This is a genomic window from Streptomyces sp. CA-294286 (assembly GCF_050947155.1).
Lineage (GTDB): Bacteria > Actinomycetota > Actinomycetes > Streptomycetales > Streptomycetaceae > Streptomyces.
In genome coordinates, this window is record NZ_CP192005.1 from 4846530 (window position 1) to 4864228 (window position 17699).

The 17699-nt window shown below is 70.3% G+C and carries 12 protein-coding genes; 3 read left to right on the forward strand and 9 right to left on the reverse strand.

From position 1 onward, the window contains the following. Positions 1-58 precede the first annotated feature (58 nt). The 6 genes from ACQPZG_RS26120 to ACQPZG_RS26145 form a co-directional block, all read right to left on the reverse strand. Entirely contained in the window at positions 59-775 is a 717-nt protein-coding gene (locus ACQPZG_RS26120; protein WP_433548158.1) for an ABC transporter ATP-binding protein, read from the reverse strand. Further along, positions 772-1704: an ABC transporter ATP-binding protein gene (locus ACQPZG_RS26125; protein WP_433548159.1), complete on the reverse strand. Its 933-nt coding sequence runs from the start codon at positions 1702-1704 to the stop codon at positions 772-774. The genes ACQPZG_RS26120 and ACQPZG_RS26125 overlap by 4 nt, the downstream gene beginning before the upstream one ends. A 5-nt stretch (positions 1705-1709) precedes the next feature. Beyond that, on the reverse strand, positions 1710-3518 hold the full coding sequence (locus ACQPZG_RS26130; RefSeq protein WP_433549550.1) for a branched-chain amino acid ABC transporter permease: 1809 nt from the start codon (positions 3516-3518) through the stop codon (positions 1710-1712). Positions 3519-3523: 5 nt separating this feature from the next. Further along, positions 3524-4453, reverse strand: a complete 930-nt coding sequence (locus ACQPZG_RS26135; RefSeq protein ID WP_433548160.1) for a branched-chain amino acid ABC transporter permease — start codon at positions 4451-4453, stop codon at positions 3524-3526. Positions 4454-4557: 104 nt separating this feature from the next. Further along, on the reverse strand, positions 4558-5772 hold the full coding sequence (locus tag ACQPZG_RS26140) for a branched-chain amino acid ABC transporter substrate-binding protein (protein ID WP_433549551.1): 1215 nt from the start codon (positions 5770-5772) through the stop codon (positions 4558-4560). Between the two features lie 580 nt (positions 5773-6352). Then, a complete protein-coding gene (locus tag ACQPZG_RS26145; protein ID WP_433548161.1) occupies positions 6353-6754 on the reverse strand; it encodes a hypothetical protein in 402 nt (133 codons plus the stop codon). A gap of 348 nt (positions 6755-7102) precedes the next feature. Between ACQPZG_RS26145 and ACQPZG_RS26150 the strand changes: the two genes are divergently transcribed. Then, the gene (locus tag ACQPZG_RS26150) at positions 7103-8974 is read left to right on the forward strand and encodes a Xaa-Pro dipeptidyl-peptidase (RefSeq protein WP_433549552.1); all 1872 of its coding nucleotides are present in this window, start codon (positions 7103-7105) and stop codon (positions 8972-8974) included. Here the strand turns inward: ACQPZG_RS26150 and ACQPZG_RS26155 are convergent. Continuing rightward, a complete protein-coding gene (locus ACQPZG_RS26155; protein WP_433548162.1) occupies positions 8964-9449 on the reverse strand; it encodes a PaaI family thioesterase in 486 nt (161 codons plus the stop codon). The two genes, ACQPZG_RS26150 and ACQPZG_RS26155, sit on opposite strands and share 11 nt — an antisense overlap. A 50-nt stretch (positions 9450-9499) precedes the next feature. After that, complete coding sequence (locus ACQPZG_RS26160; protein WP_433548163.1) at positions 9500-11779, reverse strand: FdhF/YdeP family oxidoreductase; 2280 nt, start codon at positions 11777-11779, stop codon at positions 9500-9502. A 146-nt stretch (positions 11780-11925) separates the two neighbouring features. On the opposite strand from ACQPZG_RS26160, the gene polA reads away from it, so the two are divergent. Further along, complete coding sequence (polA, locus tag ACQPZG_RS26165) at positions 11926-14664, forward strand: DNA polymerase I (protein WP_433548164.1); 2739 nt, start codon at positions 11926-11928, stop codon at positions 14662-14664. A gap of 75 nt (positions 14665-14739) precedes the next feature. Here the strand turns inward: polA and ACQPZG_RS26170 are convergent, their stop codons facing one another. Then, entirely contained in the window at positions 14740-15615 is an 876-nt protein-coding gene (locus ACQPZG_RS26170) for a DUF4184 family protein (RefSeq protein ID WP_433548165.1), read from the reverse strand. A 207-nt stretch (positions 15616-15822) separates the two neighbouring features. On the opposite strand from ACQPZG_RS26170, the gene ACQPZG_RS26175 reads away from it, so the two are divergent. Then, complete coding sequence (locus ACQPZG_RS26175; protein ID WP_433548166.1) at positions 15823-17625, forward strand: lytic murein transglycosylase; 1803 nt, start codon at positions 15823-15825, stop codon at positions 17623-17625. Positions 17626-17699 lie beyond the last annotated feature (74 nt).

The following is a 17699-nucleotide window of genomic DNA, read 5'->3' on the forward strand; positions in this document are numbered from 1 at the left end:
GGGGGCCCGGTCCGCGTGGTGTGCGCGGGCCGGGCCCCTTGGCCTGCGTGGGGGAGGGTCAGTCCTCGCCGAGGTACGCCTTGCGGACGGACTCGTCGTGGAGGAGGTCCTGTCCGGTGCCGGAGAGGACGACCTTGCCGATCTCCATGACGTGGCCCTGGTCGGCGAGGGAGAGCGCCGCCTGGGCGTTCTGTTCGACGAGCAGGATCGTCATGCCGGTGGAGCGGAGTTCGGTGATGGTCTCCATGATCTTCTGCATCATGATCGGGGAGAGGCCCATGGAGGGTTCGTCGAGCATGAGCAGTTTGGGCTGGGACATGAGGGCGCGGCCCATGGCGAGCATCTGCTGTTCGCCGCCGGAGAGGGTGCCTGCGGCTTGCTTTCGGCGTTCGCCCAGGATGGGGAAGAGGTCGTAGGCGCGCTGGATGTCCTTCTGGATGCCTTCTTTGTCGCTGCGCAGGAACGCTCCGAGCTGGAGGTTCTCGGTGATCGACAGCCGGGGGAAGATGTGGCGTCCCTCGGGGGAGTGGGCGAGTCCGAGGGCGACGATCTTGTGTGCGGGGATGCCGGAGAGCGGCTTGCCGTCGAAGGTGATCTTTCCGGCGGTGGGCTTGAGGAGGCCGGAGAGGGTGCGCAGGGTGGTGGTTTTTCCTGCGCCGTTGGTGCCGATGAGGGTGACGACCTGGCCTTCTTCGACGCTGAAGGAGATGCCCTTGACGGCTTCGATCTTGCCGTAGGAGACGCGGAGGTCCTCGACCTCCAGGAGGGCGGTCATGGGGTGTCTCCTTCGGTGCGGTTCGTGCGGGTGGTGCTGGGTGCGTCGGTGTCGTCGTGGGCGGCCTGGTCCTGGGCGGCGTGGTCCTCTGCGGCGTGGTCCTCGGCTGCTTGGACTTCGGCGGCTTCTTCGGCGCCGGGGGCGCCTTCGAAGGGGGTGCCGAGGTAGGCGGCGACGACGCGTTCGTCGGCCTGGACGACCTGGGGGGTGCCTTCGACGAGTTTTTCGCCCTGGACGAGGCAGGCGACGCGGTCGGAGAGGTTGAAGATGAACCGCATGTCGTGCTCGATGACGAGGACGGCGATGCCCATGTCGCGGATGGCGAAGACGAGTTCTTCGGCGGCGCGGGTTTCTTGCGGGTTCATGCCGGCGGTGGGCTCGTCGAGGAGGAGGAGTCCGGGGTCGCTGGCGAGTGCGCGGGCGATTTCGAGCTTGCGTTGTTCGCCGTAGGGGAGGTTGCGGGCGAGGTGCTTGGCCTTGTGGGCGAGGCCGGTGAACTCCAGGAGTTCCATGGCGCGTGCGGTGGACGCCTGTTCGGCCTTCTTGAAGCCGGGGCCGCGGAGGAGGGCGGAGAAGAGGCCTTCCTTGGTGCGGGTGTGGCGGCCGACGAGGACGTTCTCCAGGACGGTCATGTTGGAGAAGAGGCGGATGTTCTGGAAGGTGCGGGCGATTCCTGCCTGGGTGACGAGGTGGGGTTTGGGCGGCAGGACGGTGCCTTTGTAGCTGACCTTGCCTTCGGTGGGGATGTAGAGCCCGGTGAGGCAGTTGAAGAAGGTGGTCTTGCCGGCGCCGTTGGGGCCGATGAGGCCGACGATCTCGCCCGCGTTGACGGTGAGGTCGACGTTGCGTACGGCGGTGAGGCCGCCGAAGCGCATGGTGACGCCGCTGGCGTCGAGGACGGCGGTGGTGGTGGCTGTGGTGGTCGTCATGGTGTTCACGCCCCCGCCTTCGCGACGCCGGTGGTGGTGCCGGGTGGTGGGGCGTCCGGTGTCGGCTGTTGTTCGTGTTCGTGGAATTCGAGCTTTTTGCGGCGGTCGGCGATGAGGCCTTCGGGGCGGAAGCGCATGAGCAGGATGAGGGCGAGTCCGAAGAGGACGAGCTGGTAGTCCTGCATGAAGGCGAGCTTGGCCGGGATGAGGTAGAGGAGTGCGGCGCCGATGAGGGGTCCGGCGATGGTGCCCATGCCGCCGAGGATGACGGCGGCGAGGAGGAACGCCGAGTTGGGTGCCACGGATCCGGCGAACTGGTACTGCTCGGGGGTGACGCTGTACCCGAGGTGTGCCTGTACGGATCCGGCGAAGCCTGCGAGGGCGGCGCCGAGTGCGAAGGCGAGGAGCTTGAGCCGGAAGGCGTTGATGCCCATGGCGGTGGCGGCGGTTTCGTCCTCGCGGATGGCGACCCAGGCGCGGCCGATGCGGGATTCGGCGGAGCGGCGGAAGACGAGTACGACGATGACGGTGAAGAGCAGCATCAGCAGGAAGTAGTTGGAGGACCTGGTGAGGCTGAAGCCGAGGAAGTCGTGCTGGATGCCTAGGTCGAACCCGAGGATGTTGAGGTCGGGGACGTTGGTGACGCCGTTGGAGCCGTTGGTGATGTCGGGTCCGGTGACGCCGTTGAGGTTGAGGACGGTGATGCGGAAGATCTCGCCGAAGCCGAGGGTGACGATGGCGAGGTAGTCGCCGCGCAGTCGCAGGGTCGGTGCGCCGATGATGACGCCGAAGATGAGTGAGGCTGCGGCTCCGGCCAGGGCGGCTGCCCAGAAGGGGAACTTGACGTCGAAGGCGGAGCTGGCGGTGCCGGAGACGAGGGCTGCGGTGTACGCGCCGACGCCGAGGAAGGCGACGTAGCCGAGGTCGAGGAGTCCGGCGAGGCCGACGACGACGTTGAGGCCGAGGGCGACGGTGGCGAAGATGAGGACCTGGGCGCCGATGAGGGCGTACTGGTCGTTGGTCTGGGTGAAGGGGAAGCAGATCGCGGCGACCAGGGCGGCGATCATGGCGACCTTGCGGTGGGTGCCGGCGAGTTGGCTCAGGCGTCGCAGCAGGCCGGCTTTGCTGAGGGCGGCGAAGGCGAAGCCGACGGCGATGAGGAACCCGATGAAGAGTTCGGGGTATTCGATGTCGATGCCGTAGGCGAAGAGGGCGAGGCCTGCGGCGAAGACGCCGGTGATGACGAGGATCTCGGCCCAGCCGGGGAGCTTGTGGGGGGTGCGGGGCGCGGGTGCCTTGAGGGTGTGGCGGAGGCGTTCCCAGAGGCCGGTGGGGGGTTGTTCGCCGTGTGGGTCGTGGGGGAGGGCGAAGGCGCCGATGGTGGCGAGGAGTGCGCCGGTGCCGGAGATCCATGCGCCGGGTTCGAGGTTGACGAGGCCGCCGAGGACGACGGAGATGGCGCCCATGGTGAAGCCGGTGGTGCCGAGGGTGGCGAGCGCCAGGAGACGTACGGGGCTGTTGGTGCCGCCGGGGGTGAGCCAGCGCAGTCCTTTGATCCCGTACCCGGAGAGGGTGAACAGGAGGGTGAGGAGTGCGACGGTGAGGGTGAGGGTCTGGAGGCCGCCGGGGTAGCCGGTGACGGTGAGGTTGCCGGGGAATTCCTCGCTCCAGGTCCAGGCGAGGAAGGTGCCGGCGAGGGCGATCGCGGATCCGGCGAGTGCGGCGGCGCGCGCGGCGGTGGGGGGCAGCGGGATGAGGGGTGCGTCGCTGTCGTGGGAGTGGGTGGTGTCCGTGGTTTTGGTGAGGTTGGTCATGGTGGTCACGCCCGATCCGCGACGCGCTCGCCGAGCAGGCCCTGGGGCCTGACGAGGAGGACGATGATGAGGAGGCTGAAGGCCCAGACGTCCTTCCAGCTACCTCCGCCGAAGAGTTCCATGCCGGGGATTTCGGCGATGTATCCGGTGGCGAGGGCTTCGGCGACGCCGAGGACGAGGCCGCCGAGCATGGCTCCGTAGATGTTGCCGATGCCGCCGAGGACGGCTGCGGTGAAGGCTTTGAGGCCGAGCAGGAAGCCCATGCGGAAGCTGACTTGGCCGTTGTGGAGGCCGTATCCGACGGCGGCGACGGCGGCGAAGGCCGCGCCGATCGCGAAGGCGGTGACGATGATGCGGTCGGTGTTGATGCCCATGAGCTTGGCTGTGTCGGGGTCCTGCGCGGTGGCCTGCATGCCGCGGCCGGTGCGGGTTTTGTTGACGAAGAAGCCGAGGGCGATCATGGAGAGGGGTGCGGCGACGAGGAGGAAGACGCCGCCGGGCTGGAGGTCGGCGCCGAGAAGGCTGAGTGCTTCGCCCTCGAACTGGGGGAAGGGGTGGTCCTTCTTGGCGTCGGGGTACCACTGCCAGACGAGTTGCTGGAGGACGATGGAGAGCCCGATGGCGGTGATCAGGGGGGCGAGCCGTGGTGCGCCTCGCAAGGGGCGGTAGGCGAAGCGTTCCGCGGCGGTGGCCACGGCGACGGAGACGACCATTCCGCCGAGGATCATGAGGGGGATCGCGGCGCCGAGGGAGAATCCGGCGGGCAGGATCAGGTAGACGGTCAGGGCGCCGAAGCCGCCGACCATGAATATCTCGCCGTGGGCGAAGTTGATGAGCTGGACAATGCCGTAGACCATCGTGTAGCCGATCGCGATGAGACCGTACATCGCGCCGAGGATGAGTCCATTGGCCAGCTGTTGCGGCAGTTCGTGCACCGCAGGGCCTCCGTCAGTGGTTCGGAATATGGCACCGCGCGGGAGCGCTGTTGGCGCGCCCGCGCGGTTTGGGGATGGTGTGTGGGGTCAGGCGTGTGCCGGGGTTACGGCTTGTACGCCTCGCTGAACTTCGCTGCCCATTTGCCGTTCTCGACCTGGTAGGCGGTCATCATGGTGTTCGTGGTGTCGCCGTACTCGTCGAACGAGACGGGGCCGGTGACGCCGTCGAACTTGACCTTGGCCATGGCGTCGAGGACCTTGGGGCGCAGGTCGGCGGGGACCTTGCCGCCGTTGTCGGCGACGGCGATCTTCACGGCTTCGATGATCGCCCAGGTGGCGTCGTAGGTGCCGCCTCCGTAGGCCTCGTAGTCCTCCTTGTAGCCGGCCGCCTTGTAGTCGTCGATGAACTTCTTGGCGGAGTCGAGCTGCTCGACGGGCTTGCCGACGGAGGTGGCGAGGTCGCCCTCGGCCTTCTTGTTGAGCTTGAGGAAGTCGGCGCTGTAGATGCCGTCGCCGCCCATGAGGGGGATTTTGATGGCGTCCTTGAGCTGCTGGCTCAGGGGGCCGGCGGCGGGGTACTCGCCGCCGTAGTAGAGGGCCTTGGCGCCGGAGTTCTTGACCTTGGTGACGATGGCGTTGAAGTCGCGCTCTTCGGGGACGACGTGGTCCTCGCCGACGATCTTGCCACCGAGCTTGGTGAACTGCTCCTTGAAGGAGGCGGCGAGACCGGCGCCGTAGGTCTTCTGGTCGTCCATCAAGTAGACCTTGTCGATCTTCTTGGTGGTGTAGAGGTACTTCGCGGCGAAGGCGCCTTGCACCTGGTCGGTGGTGGCGGTGCGGAAGTAGGCGGCGAAGGGGCGCTTCTTGTCGCCAGTCTTCCAGTTGGGGCCCTGGGTCAGTTCGGTTCCGGTGTTGGCCGGGGAGACCTGAGTGAGTTTGGCGTCGGTGAAGGGCTTCTGCATCACCTGGGCGATGCTGGAGTTCAGCGGGCCGACGACGCCGATGACCTTTTTGTCGCTGATGAACTTGGCGGCGTTCTGCTGGCCGACGTTGGGCTGCGCCTGGTCGTCGAGGGGCTGGGTGACGAATTCGACGCCGGGAACGGTGTTGTTCTTGTTGGCGGTATCGGCGGCGAGGTCGGCGGAGTTGCGGATGCCGAGGCCCAGTGCGGAGAGGTCACCGCTGGTGGGGGAGTCGACACCGATGACGACCTTGGTCTTGCTGTCGCCCTTGTCGCCGCCGCCGCCCTTGTCGTCGCGGGAACCGCAAGCGGTGAGCGTCAGTGCTCCGGTGGTGAGCACTGTGGTGAGTATGAGCAAAGAACGGTGTCGCACGAAGGGGTCCTTTCCCTGGCGCGGCTTCCTCCGCGTGAGGAGCCGTGTCGATCGCCGGGCCGTACTCGGGTGGTGCTGAATGCGGTGCTGTGGCGACGCGCCCGGCGGCGCGGTGACTGGCCGTGACTCTAAGCGCAGGTGGGGGTGGCTGGGAGCGGCGTGGGCAGGATGTGACGCTCTTGTTATGCCGTGGCCATGGGTGGGGGGTGCGTGCGGGGTTTTTCGGGCCCTTCTTCGGGGTCCCGGAGTCTCGAATACCGAGAAGTCCCAGCTGAGTTAAGGGGCTTGAAGGGCTCATGGTGCTGTCAGTCCGCTATGCGGACAAGTTGTGCAGGTGGGGTCGCCCGCAGGCTTCCCGGTGCGCTGGAAGAAGGGGTTCCGTTTTTTCCGACTGTGACTCTGTGTAACTTTTCTGCGGCATCCGGACGGCAATTCCCGGTAAACGGTCACTGTCCGGCGGATCCGGCGCCGGTGCCGGGTGTCGGCGCCCGTGCATACGGGCCCGTTCCTCCGGGCTTGTGCCTCGGGTCTGCGCGTGGGGCCCGGGGTCCCCGGCCGCACCGGGTCAGTGCCAGGGGGTGCCGCTCGGCGTGCCGACGCGGTACCGCTCGGCGCAGGCGCTTTTTGTGCGTGCGGTGATGAGTTCCTCGGCTGCCGCCTCGCCTGCCCGCTCGCGCTCCTCGCGTGCCGCCGCCATGACGGTGAGGACGATGGTGTTCTGCGCGTTGGAGAGGCCCTCCTTCATGTAGTCGCCCGTGCCGCGCCCCGCGAGCCGCTCGCGAACCCAGTAGGAGGTCAGGTTCGCGCAAATCTCCGCGGGCGGGGTGGTGGTCAGTGCGGGGAAGGAGGGCGTCCGTGCGGCGGCGGGCGGCGGCTGTTCCCGGTCCGGGCCGCCGCAGCCGCCAGTCAGCGCCATGACGGCGAGGGCGGTCGCCGCGGCGGCGCCGGGGCGAGTGCGTCGAGTCATCTGCCCAACATAGAAGGGGAGTTGTCGTACGCAAGGGTGCTGAGGCCGTTGCGCTGCCGCTGTCCGGTGGCGGCCTGGGCCCGTGGCCGCCGCGCGGGGTGCGGCAACGTGCCGGCTGCACCGGTGTGGGCGTGCCGGGGTCGCCCCGGCACGTCTCGCGGAAACGGGTGGGGCGCGGGGAAGGGGCTCCGCCCTCTGGTGCGTGCGGGGTGCAAGCGGTGGAATGTGTGCGCGCTCAGCGCGTGGTCGTCACATTCCTGCGCCCCTCTGGAGGCCGGCACGATGGCGGGATCGAACGGAACGTCTGCGCGAACGGTGCGTACGGTGCGTACCGTACGCAAGTGGGGCATGGCGGCGCTGGCCGCTTCGCTCCTTGCCGCGCTGCCCACCCCTGCCGCCGCTCGGGCGGCGGAGGAGCCGAAGCCGGCGCTGAAGATCGTCGGCAACGCGACGCAGCCGGTGTTCTCCCGCGCCGACGCAGTACACCAGCAGGTCGACATCGAGACCGAGGTGGACAGTGACCACGACGGGAAGCGCGACACGATCCGGATGCGCATCCTGCGGCCCAAGGAGACGGACGCCGGGCTGAAGGTCGCCACGATCATCGAGGTCAGTCCGTACTGGGGCGGTGGCCCCGACGTCCCCTTCCACGACGTCGACCTGGACGGCGACGGGCTGCCCGCGGGCACGCGGCTGCGCGAGGACGCCCGGCAGCCGTCCCTGGCGGCGGCCGGCCCGGTGACGTACAGCGGGTACTACGACAACTACTACCTGCCCCGCGGCTACGCGGTCGCCCAGGTCGACAGTCTGGGTTCGGGGGCCGCGACCGGCTGCTCCACCTCCGGCGGGCGCAACGAGACGCTCGGCGCGAAGGCCGCCGTGGACTGGCTGGCCGGGCGTGCGAAGGGCTGGGACCCGGAAGGGGAGCCCGTCGGCGCCACCTGGTCGACGGGTGACTCGGCGATGATGGGCATCTCGTACAACGGGACCCTGCCGACCGCCGTGGCCTCGACCGGCGTCAAGGGGCTGAAGGCGATCGTGCCGATCTCGGGGATCTCCTCCTGGTACGACTACTACCGGGCCGGCGGCGGGGTCGTCGCGCCGGGCGGCTACCAGGGCGAGGACACCGACATCCTCGCCAAGGGCGTCAACAGCCGTACCCGCCCCGAGGTGTGTGCGCCGGTGCACGACGCGCTGACCGCCCGGCAGGACAGGGTGACCGGGGACTACGGCCTGTTCTGGCGGGAGCGGGACTATCTGCCGGACGTGCGGCGGATCAGGGCCGGTGTCTTCGTCGTGCACGGCTTCAACGACTGGAACGTCAAGCCCAAGCAGTCGGTCCAGCTGTGGGAGGCGCTGAAGAAGCACAGGGTGCCGCGCAAGATGTGGCTGCACCAGGCGGGGCACAGCAACCCGATGCCGCTGCGCATGGAGGAGTGGCTGCGCCAGACCCACCAGTGGTTCGACCACTGGCTGTACGGGCTGAGGAACGGCGTTCTGGACGAGCCGAAGGTGGACGTGGAGCAGGCCGACTTCAGCTGGAAACGGCAGGCGGAGTGGCCGGCCCGGGGAACGCGTGAGCAGACGCTGCGGCTGAACCGGGACGGGCTGTCGGCGTTGCCGGGGCTGCCGGTCGGGCAGTCCCTGACGGACGCGGGCCGCACGGTGCGGGCCGAGGACCTGGTGGCGTCGCCGGACGCCGCGAACGCGAACCGTCTCGCCTACACGACGGGGGTGCTGCGCCGGGACCTGCGGATCAACGGGGTGCCGCGGGTGTCGGTGCGGGCGTCGTTGCGGGGGACCTCGCCGTACGTGACGGCGCTGCTGGTGGACTACGGGAGGGACGAGCGGGCGACGGCGGGCACGGTGGCCGACACCGCGCAGCCCGCCGTCTGCTACGGGCAGGGTGTTCCGGGCGACACCGGGTGCGCGTACCGCAGCAGACACCGTACGGAGAGCGCCGACTACAAGATCGTGTCGCGGGGGTGGCTGGACGTCCGCAACCGCCATTCCCTCTCCCGCCAGGACAAGGTGGTGGAGGGCCGTGAGTACGGGCTGAGGTGGGACATGGAGCCGCAGGAGTACGTCTTCAAGAAGGGGCACCGTCTGGGCGTGGTGCTGATTTCGACGGACTACGACTACACCTTGCGTTACCCGGCCGGGACGACGATGTCGGTCCGGGCCGGGGTGAGCAGTGTGACGCTGCCGGTCAGCCCGTGACGGCGGCGGTGGCGGCGGCCGGGTCGGTCTCGCGGAGCATGCAGGTCAGGCGGGCTGTGCAGACCCGCTTGTCGTGCTCGTCGGTGATGACGACCTCGTAGGTGGCGGTGGAGCGTCCGCGGTGGACGGGGGTGGCGACGCCGGTCACCAGTCCGCTGCGGGCGCCCCGGTGGTGGGTGCAGTTGAGGTCGACGCCGACGGCGATCTTCGTGCTGCCGCCGTGCAGCATGGCGCCCACCGAGCCGAGGGTTTCGGCGAGTACGGCGGAGGCGCCGCCGTGCAGGAGTCCGTACGGCTGGGTGTTGCCCTCGACGGGCATGGTGCCCACGACGCGGTCGGCGGACGCCTCGACGATCTCGACGCCCATGCGGGTGCCGAGGTGGCCGGCGGAGAAGAGCGCGGGCAGGTCGACGCCGAGGGCGGCGTACTCGTCGAGTACCGCCTGCGGGAACTTCGCGGTGGACTGCTCACCCATGGGACAGGCTCCGTTCGATGGACACGGCCGTCGGTTCTCCGAGCGAACGCTCAGACGGTCGGTGATTGTTCCAGACGGACGACGACGGACTTGCTGGCGGGGGTGTTGCTGGTGTCGGCGGTCGCGTCGAGGGGGACCAGGACGTTGGTCTCCGGGTAGTAGGCGGCGGCGCAGCCGCGGGCGGTCGGGTAGTGGACGACGCGGAAGCCGGGGGCGCGCCGCTCGACGCCGTCCTTCCACTCGCTGACCAGGTCGGTGTACGAGCCGTCCGGGAGGCCGAGTTCGGCGGCGTCCTGCGGGTTGACGAGGACGACGCGGCGGCCGTTCCTGATACCGCGGTAGCGGTCGTCGAGGCCGTAGACGGTGGTGTTGTACTGGTCGTGGGAGCGCAGGGTCTGGAGCAGCAGCCGCCCGGCGGGCAGCCGCGGGTGTTCGACGGGGGCGGCGGTGAAGTGGGCCTTCCCGGTGGCGGTGGGGAAGCGGCGCTCGTCGCGCGGTCCGTGGGGGAGGGTGAATCCGCCGGGCCGGGCGGCTCGGGCGTTGTAGTCCTCGAAGCCGGGGACGACGCGGGAGATCCGGTCGCGGATGGTCGCGTAGTCCTGCTCGAAGTCCTCCCAGGGGGTGCGGGAGGCCGGGCCGAGGGTGGCGCGGGCCATGCGGGCGACGATGGCGGGTTCGGACAGCAGATGCGTGCTCGCGGGCGGCAGGTTTCCGCGGGAGGCGTGGACCATGCTCATGGAGTCCTCGACCGTGACGAACTGCTTGCCGCTCCGCTGCACGTCCTTGTCGGTGCGGCCCAGGGTGGGCAGGATCAGGGCGCGGGTGCCGGTGACCACGTGCGAGCGGTTGAGTTTGGTCGAGACGTGGACGGTGAGGCGGGCCTTGCGCATGGCGGCCTCGGTGACGTGGGTGTCGGGGGAGGCGGCGACGAAGTTGCCGCCCATGGCGAAGAACACCTTGGCGTCGCCGTCGCGCAGTGCCCGGATGGCGCGCACCACGTCGTATCCGTGATGCCTGGGCGAGGTGATGCCGAATTCCTTGTCGAGGGCGTCCAGGAAGGCCGGTGCGGGGCGTTCGAAGATGCCCATGGTGCGGTCGCCCTGGACGTTGGAGTGCCCGCGCACCGGGCACACGCCCGCACCCGTGCGGCCGATGTTGCCCCGCAGCAGGAGGAAGTTGACGACTTCGCGGATGGTCGGTACGGAGTGCTTGTGCTGGGTCAGCCCCATCGCCCAGCAGACGACGATCCGCTCGGCGGAGAGCACCATGCGCAGGGCGCGTTCGATGTCGGCGCGCTCCAGCCCGGTCGCGGTCAGTGTCTCGTCCCAGTCGGCGGCTTTCGCGGCTGTCGCGAACTCCTCGAAGCCCTGGGTGTGCGCGCGTACGAAGGGTTCGTCGACGGCGCCCTCCGTCTCCAGGAGGAGCTTGTTGAGGAGGCGGAAGAGTGCCTGGTCGCCGCCGAGGCGGATCTGGAGGAAGAGGTCGGTGAGGGCGGTTCCCCTGAGCATGCCCTGCGGGGTCTGCGGGTTCTTGAAGTGCTCCAGTCCCGCTTCGGGCAGCGGGTTCACCGAGATGATCTTCGCGCCGGTGTGCTTGGCCTTCTCCAGGGCGGTCAGCATGCGCGGGTGGTTCGTGCCGGGGTTCTGCCCGGCGACGATGATCAGTTCGGCCTGGTGGAGGTCTTCGAGGGAGACGCTGCCCTTGCCGATGCCGAGGGTCTCGGTGAGGGCGGACCCCGAGGACTCGTGGCACATGTTGGAGCAGTCGGGGAGGTTGTTCGTGCCGAACTCGCGGGCGAAGAGCTGGAGGAGGAAGGCTGCTTCGTTGCTGGTGCGGCCCGAGGTGTAGAAGACGGCCTCGTCCGGGGAGTCGAGCGCCGCCAGCTCGCGTCCGATGAGGTCGAACGCGTACTCCCAGCTCACCGGCTCGTAGGTGTCCGAGCCCTCCGCCAGGTGCATGGGTTCGGTGAGACGGCCCTGCTGCCCCAGCCAGTACCCGCTGCGGCCGGCGAGGTCGGAGACCGGGTGGGCGGCGAAGAACGCGGGGGTGACGCGGCGGACGGTGGCTTCCTCGGCGACGGCCTTCACGCCGTTCTCGCAGAACTCCGCCGTGTGCCGTTTGTCCTCCTCGGGCCAGGCGCAGCCGGGGCAGTCGAAGCCGTCCTTCTGGTTGACCTTGAGGAGGGTGCGGGCGGCGCGGACGGTGCCCATCTGCTGCTGGGCGAAGCGCAGGCTGTGCGCGACGGCGGGCAGCCCGGCGGCGGCGTGCTGGGGGGACGCGACCTGCGGCGCGTCCTGGACCGGGTCCCCTGCGGGCGGCTTCGCTGCCATGGCGCTCCCCTTCGAGCGGTGGGTGGTGCGACTGCGTGCGGTACGTCTTCGATCCTGTCACGGGGCACCGACAGCCGGCCCCCGAGGGGCGGGGCTCGACCGATGCGCGGGCGGGATTGTCAGTGGCGCCGCCTAGGATCGGGGGCGTGGCAAAGACAGCAGCGAAGAAGACCGCAGACCTCCCCGCAGCCGAGCAGGGGAGCCGACCCCGCCTGCTCCTCATGGACGGGCACTCCCTGGCGTACCGGGCGTTCTTCGCGCTGCCCGCGGAGAACTTCACGACCGCGAGCGGCCAGCCGACGAACGCCGTCTACGGGTTCGCTTCGATGCTCGCGAACACCTTGCGCGACGAGGCGCCGACGCATTTCGCGGTGGCGTTCGACGTTTCCCGCAAGACGTGGCGGTCCGAGGAGTTCCCCGAGTACAAGGCGAACCGCTCGAAGACCCCCGACGAGTTCAAGGGGCAGGTCGAGCTGATCGGCGAGCTCCTGGACGCGATGCACGTGGACCGGTTCGCGATCGACGGGTTCGAGGCGGACGACGTCATCGCGACGCTCGCCACGCAGGCCGAGGCGGCCGGTTTCGACGTGCTGATCGTGACCGGCGACCGTGACTCGTTCCAGCTGATCAGCGAGCACGTCACCGTGCTCTACCCGACCAAGGGCGTCTCCGAGCTGACCCGGTTCACTCCGGCGAAGGTCGAGGAGAAGTACGGGTTGACGCCGCAGCAGTACCCGGACTTCGCGGCGCTGCGCGGCGACCCGTCCGACAACCTCCCGGGCATCCCGAAGGTCGGCGAGAAGACCGCCGCGAAGTGGATCAACGAGTTCGGTTCGTTCGCGGAGCTGGTGGCGCGCGCCGAGGAGGTCAAGGGTGTCGCCGGGCAGAACTTCCGCGACCACCTCGACGCGGTGAAGATGAACCGCAAGCTCACCGAGATGGTGCGGGACGTGGAGCTGCCCAAGGGGCCGGCCGAGCTGTTGCGCGCACCGTACGACCGCGATGCGGTGGCCGGCGTCCTGGACGTTCTGGAGATCCGCAACCCGTCGCTGCGCGAGCGCCTGTACGCCGTGGACCCGGGAGCCGCCGAGGAGGAGGCCGCCGCTCCGGCCGCCGGTCTCCAGCTCGACGGCACGGTGCTGGGGACCGGCGAGGTCGCCCCGTGGCTGGCGGAGCACGGCGCGCAGCCGCTCGGCGTCGCCACCGTCGACACGTGGTCGCTGGGCGCCGGTGGCGTCACCGAGATCGCGTTGGCCGCCGCGGACGGGGCAGCCGCCTGGTTCGACCCGGCCCAGCTCGACGAGGCCGACGAGAAGGCCGTCGCCGCCTGGTTCGCCGGCGCGGACAGCCCGAAGGTCCTGCACAACGCCAAGGGCGTGATGCGGGTCCTGCCCGAGCACGGCTGGCGGCTCGCCGGGGTCACCATGGACACCGCGCTCGCGGCGTACCTGGTCAAGCCGGGACGACGCTCCTTCGCGCTGGACGCCCTGTCGGTGGAGTACCTGGGCCGTGAGCTGGCGCCGGCCGCCGCCGCGGAGGGCCAGTTGGCGTTCGGCTCCGAGGAGGACGACCGGGCCGAGGCGGACGCCCTGATGGGGCAGGCGCGCACGATCCTCGACCTGGGCGAGGCGTTCACGGGGAAGCTCAAGGAGGTGGGCGCGGCGGAGCTGCTGCACGACGTGGAGCTGCCGACCTCGATCCTGCTGGCCCGTCTGGAGCGGCACGGCATCGCCGCCGACCGGGCTCATCTGGAGGCGATGGAGCGACAGTTCGCGGCTTCGGTGCAGCAGGCGGTGGGCGAGGCGCACGACGCGGCGGGGCGCGAGTTCAACCTGGGCTCGCCCAAGCAGCTCCAGGAGATCCTCTTCGGCGAGCTGGCGCTGCCCAGGACGAAGAAGACGAAGACCGGCTACACGACGGACGCGGACGCCCTGGCGTGGCTGGCGGCGCAGACCGAGCACGAGCTGCCGGTGATCATGCTGCGCCACCGGGAACAGGCGAAGCTGCGGGTGACCGTCGAGGGCCTGATCAAGACGATCGCCGCCGACGGCCGCATCCACACCACCTTCAACCAGACGGTGGCGGCGACGGGACGGCTGTCGTCCACGGAGCCCAACCTCCAGAACATCCCCGTGCGCACCGACGAGGGCCGGGCGATCCGGCGCGGCTTCGTCGTCGGCGAGGGCTACGAATGCCTGATGACGGCGGACTACAGCCAGATCGAACTGCGGGTGATGGCGCACCTGTCGGAGGACGCCGGGCTGATCGAGGCGTTCAAGTCCGGTGAGGACCTGCACACCACGGTCGCCTCCCAGGTGTTCGGGGTGGACCGGGAGGCGGTCGACCCGGAGATGCGCCGCAAGATCAAGGCGATGTCGTACGGCCTGGCGTACGGGCTGTCGGCGTTCGGCCTCTCGCAGCAGCTGAACATCGACGCGGGGGAGGCCCGCGGTCTGATGAACACCTTCTTCGAGCGGTTCGGCGGGGTGCAGGACTACCTCCAGCGCGCCGTGGAGGAGGCCCGCGCCACGGGCTACACCCAGACGATGCTCGGCCGCCGTCGCTACCTCCCCGACCTCAACAGCGACAACCGTCAGCGCCGCGAGATGGCCGAGCGGATGGCGCTCAACGCCCCTATCCAGGGCACCGCCGCCGACATCGTGAAGGTCGCGATGCTGAACGTGGACGCGGCGCTGGAGAAGGCCGGGCTCACCTCGCGGATGCTGCTCCAGGTGCACGACGAAATCGTGCTGGAGATCGCGAAGGGCGAGCGGAAGCAGGTCGAGGAGATCGTCCGCCGCGAGATGGCGGGAGCCGTCCAGCTGCGGGCTCCGCTGGACGTGTCGGTGGGCGTCGGCGCGGACTGGGAGTCCGCCGCGCACTGACCGTGCGCGGACCCGCGGAGGGTGCGGCGGCCGGGGCTCGCCCGGCCGCCGTCGAGGGCCCGCCCCGGTGCGCGCTCAGTGCGACCGGGTACGGGGGCGGGCCCTCGCCACGTCCTCGCCGGGCAGCGCCTCCCGGGGTGCCGCCTCCCGGAGTGCGGCCCGCCGCCACCGGCGGACCAGCGCCGCGTGGAGCAGCAGGCCCACCAGCAGTCCCGCGCCGGCGCCGAAGCAGATCGTCGGCACGTAGTCGAAGGGCCGCAGCGGGACGCTCTGGTGCGCAGCCCAGCGCACGCACCGGATCACCGCTCCGAGCACCGCGCACCCCACCAGCAGGGCGCCCCCGGCCGTCCGCTGCCGTGCGGTCAGCAGCGGCACACCGTCGAGGGAGCCGCCGGCGGGCTGCCGGCGCAGCGCCGTGAGCAGGAACCAGCCGAGCCCGAGGGCGGCCAGCGCGGACGATCCGTACTGGGCGTAGGTGTAGAGCGGCAGCCCCGCGTACACCGCCCCGAGGACCGGGAAGAGCTCCATGCCGAGCCGTCCCGGGTGCGTGAAGAGGTCCCAGGTGACGTGCGTGAGCGCGCCGAGGACGGCCGACAGCACGAACTTCCCCACCAGGGCAAGCGACACGGCCCCCCACCTGGCCCCGCGCAGCAGCCCGTACACCCTTCCCTGCCGCCGGCGCGGCAGCAGCGCCACCAGCGGGGACCGCACCAGCACCCACAGCCACACCAGCGCCGCCGTGCACAGCACGTCCACGGTGAGGATGCCCAGCAGCGAGTGCGTGAGGCTGCCGAACTCCATGCCGCCCGGGACACCGGAAGCGGCGTAGTACGTCAGGTCCGGGGCGAAGGAGCCGGCGACCAGCGCCGAGGGCAGCAGCGGGCCGCGACCGGTGCCGTCACGGCGGATTCCGGGCAGCACGGCCGCCGCATGACTGAGTGTGAACGGCACGTACGCCCCCAGGTTGACAGGTGTGGAAGTCTGCTGCTGTTCGACCGCTGACGATCATTGGCGTCAAGTATGCGCGGAGACGCGAAGGTGTCGAAGTGGTGAAAAGCGCTCAGGAGCCGGTTATACGGGGCCGTGAGTTGTCGTAGTGTCACGTGGGTCGTCGCGCTGGGGAGCGCGTACCGCCGTCGATGGGGAGGGACCACTCGCATGGCAGCACAGTTCGGTCGCCGGTTGCGCAAGGGAGCGACCACGACAGCGGTCGCGGCGATAGCCGTGGCCGCTCTGTCGGCGTCACAGGCTCCCGGCGCCCCGGCGAGTCCGTACAGCGGGCAGGCGGCCGGCGCGCAGCCCGCGCCCGAGTCCGCGGCGTCCGGCAACTCCCCGTACTACACCGACCTCCCGCCGCTGAGCACCCCCCGCGAGCCCGGGACGGGCACGGACAAGCCCGGCACCGGTGGCACCACCCCGGCGGGTGAGGCGGAAGCAGGTCTTCCGGCCACCGTCCTGGACGCGTACAAGAAGGCGCAGGCGGCCGTCGAGGCGGCCGACCCCTCGTGCCGCCTCCCGTGGCAACTCCTCGCCGCCATCGGCAAGGTGGAGTCCGGGCACGCACGCGGCGGCCAGGTCGACGCGCAGGGCAACACCACCGGCGTGATCCGCGGCCCGGTCCTCAACGGCATCGGCTTCGCCAACATCCGGGACACCGACGACGGCGAGTTCGACGGCGACACCACGTACGACCGGGCGGTCGGCCCGATGCAGTTCATCCCCTCGACCTGGGCCCGCAACGGCAAGGACGGCAACGGCGACGGCCGCAAGGACCCCAACAACATCTACGACGCGGCGCTCGCCGCCGGGCACTACCTCTGCGCGGGCTCCCGGGACATGACGAATCCCGAGGACCGCGACAAGGCGATACTCAGCTACAACCGCTCGCGGGAGTACCTGCGGACCGTCCTGTCCTGGTTCGACTACTACAACCGCGGCACCCACGAGGTCCCGGACGGCACCGGCGTCCAGCCCGTCACCCCGGAGCCCGACAGCCACCGCGGGACCCCCGTCGGCGCCGGCAGTGCGGGCCAGGGCACGAAGCCCGGCACCAGCACCCCCACTCCGCCGCCGGCCCCGGGAACCCCCACGCCGCCCGCACCGGGCGGCAAGCCCACCCCGACCCCGCCGACCTCCCCTCCGACCTCTCCGCCCACCACGCCTCCCACGACCACGCCCACCACCCCGGCCGGGGCGGCCCGGCTGGTCGTGGCCGGCGGGCAGAAGCCCACCGCGGTCGCGGGCGGAAAGTTCGCCGCCCGCCCGGCCGTGCGCACACTGTCCGCCACGGGCAAACCGGTGGCGGGGATCAAGGTCGTCTTCACGGTCGTCGGCGCCACCGAGGCCCGCTTCCCGGGCAACGCGCTGCGCACCGCCGTCACCACCGGCAAGGACGGCCTCGCGACCGCGCCGGTCCTCGCGGCGGGCGACAAGGCCGGCTCGTTCGTGATCCGGGCCACCGCGCCCGGCGCTCCGGCCGCCGAGTTCTGGGCATCGGTCACGGCCAAGCCCGCCCCGGCGCCGAAGGCCGACACGTTGGTCCGTACCTCCGACACGGAGGTCGAGGCCGAGGCCGGGACCGTGTTCGCCACCGCGATCGAGGTGAGGGTCACTGCTGACGGCAAGGCCCTCGCGGGAGCGAAGGTGTCCGCCGTGATCGTGGGCACCAAGGGTCCGTACTTCAAGGCGGAGGACGGCACGGCGGTCCGCACGCTGGGCGCGCTCACCACGGACACGGACGGCACGCTGACCCTGCCGGAGCTGTACGCGGACGACGCGCCCGGTACGTACGTCCTGCGCATCGTCGCGGACGGCGTCGTGCTGAACGTCGAGCTGACGGTCACCGCGAAGCCGACCACGCCTCCGACCGCCCCGCCCACGCAACCCCCGACGACGACGCCCACCACCCCGACACAGACCCCGACGGGGTCCGCCTCGCCGACGGGCACGGCGACGCCGTAAGCAGCGCACGATCCGGAGCGGGGGCGGGGGACGAGACCCGGCTCTCGCCCCGCGTTCCGCCCCGCGCCCCGCAC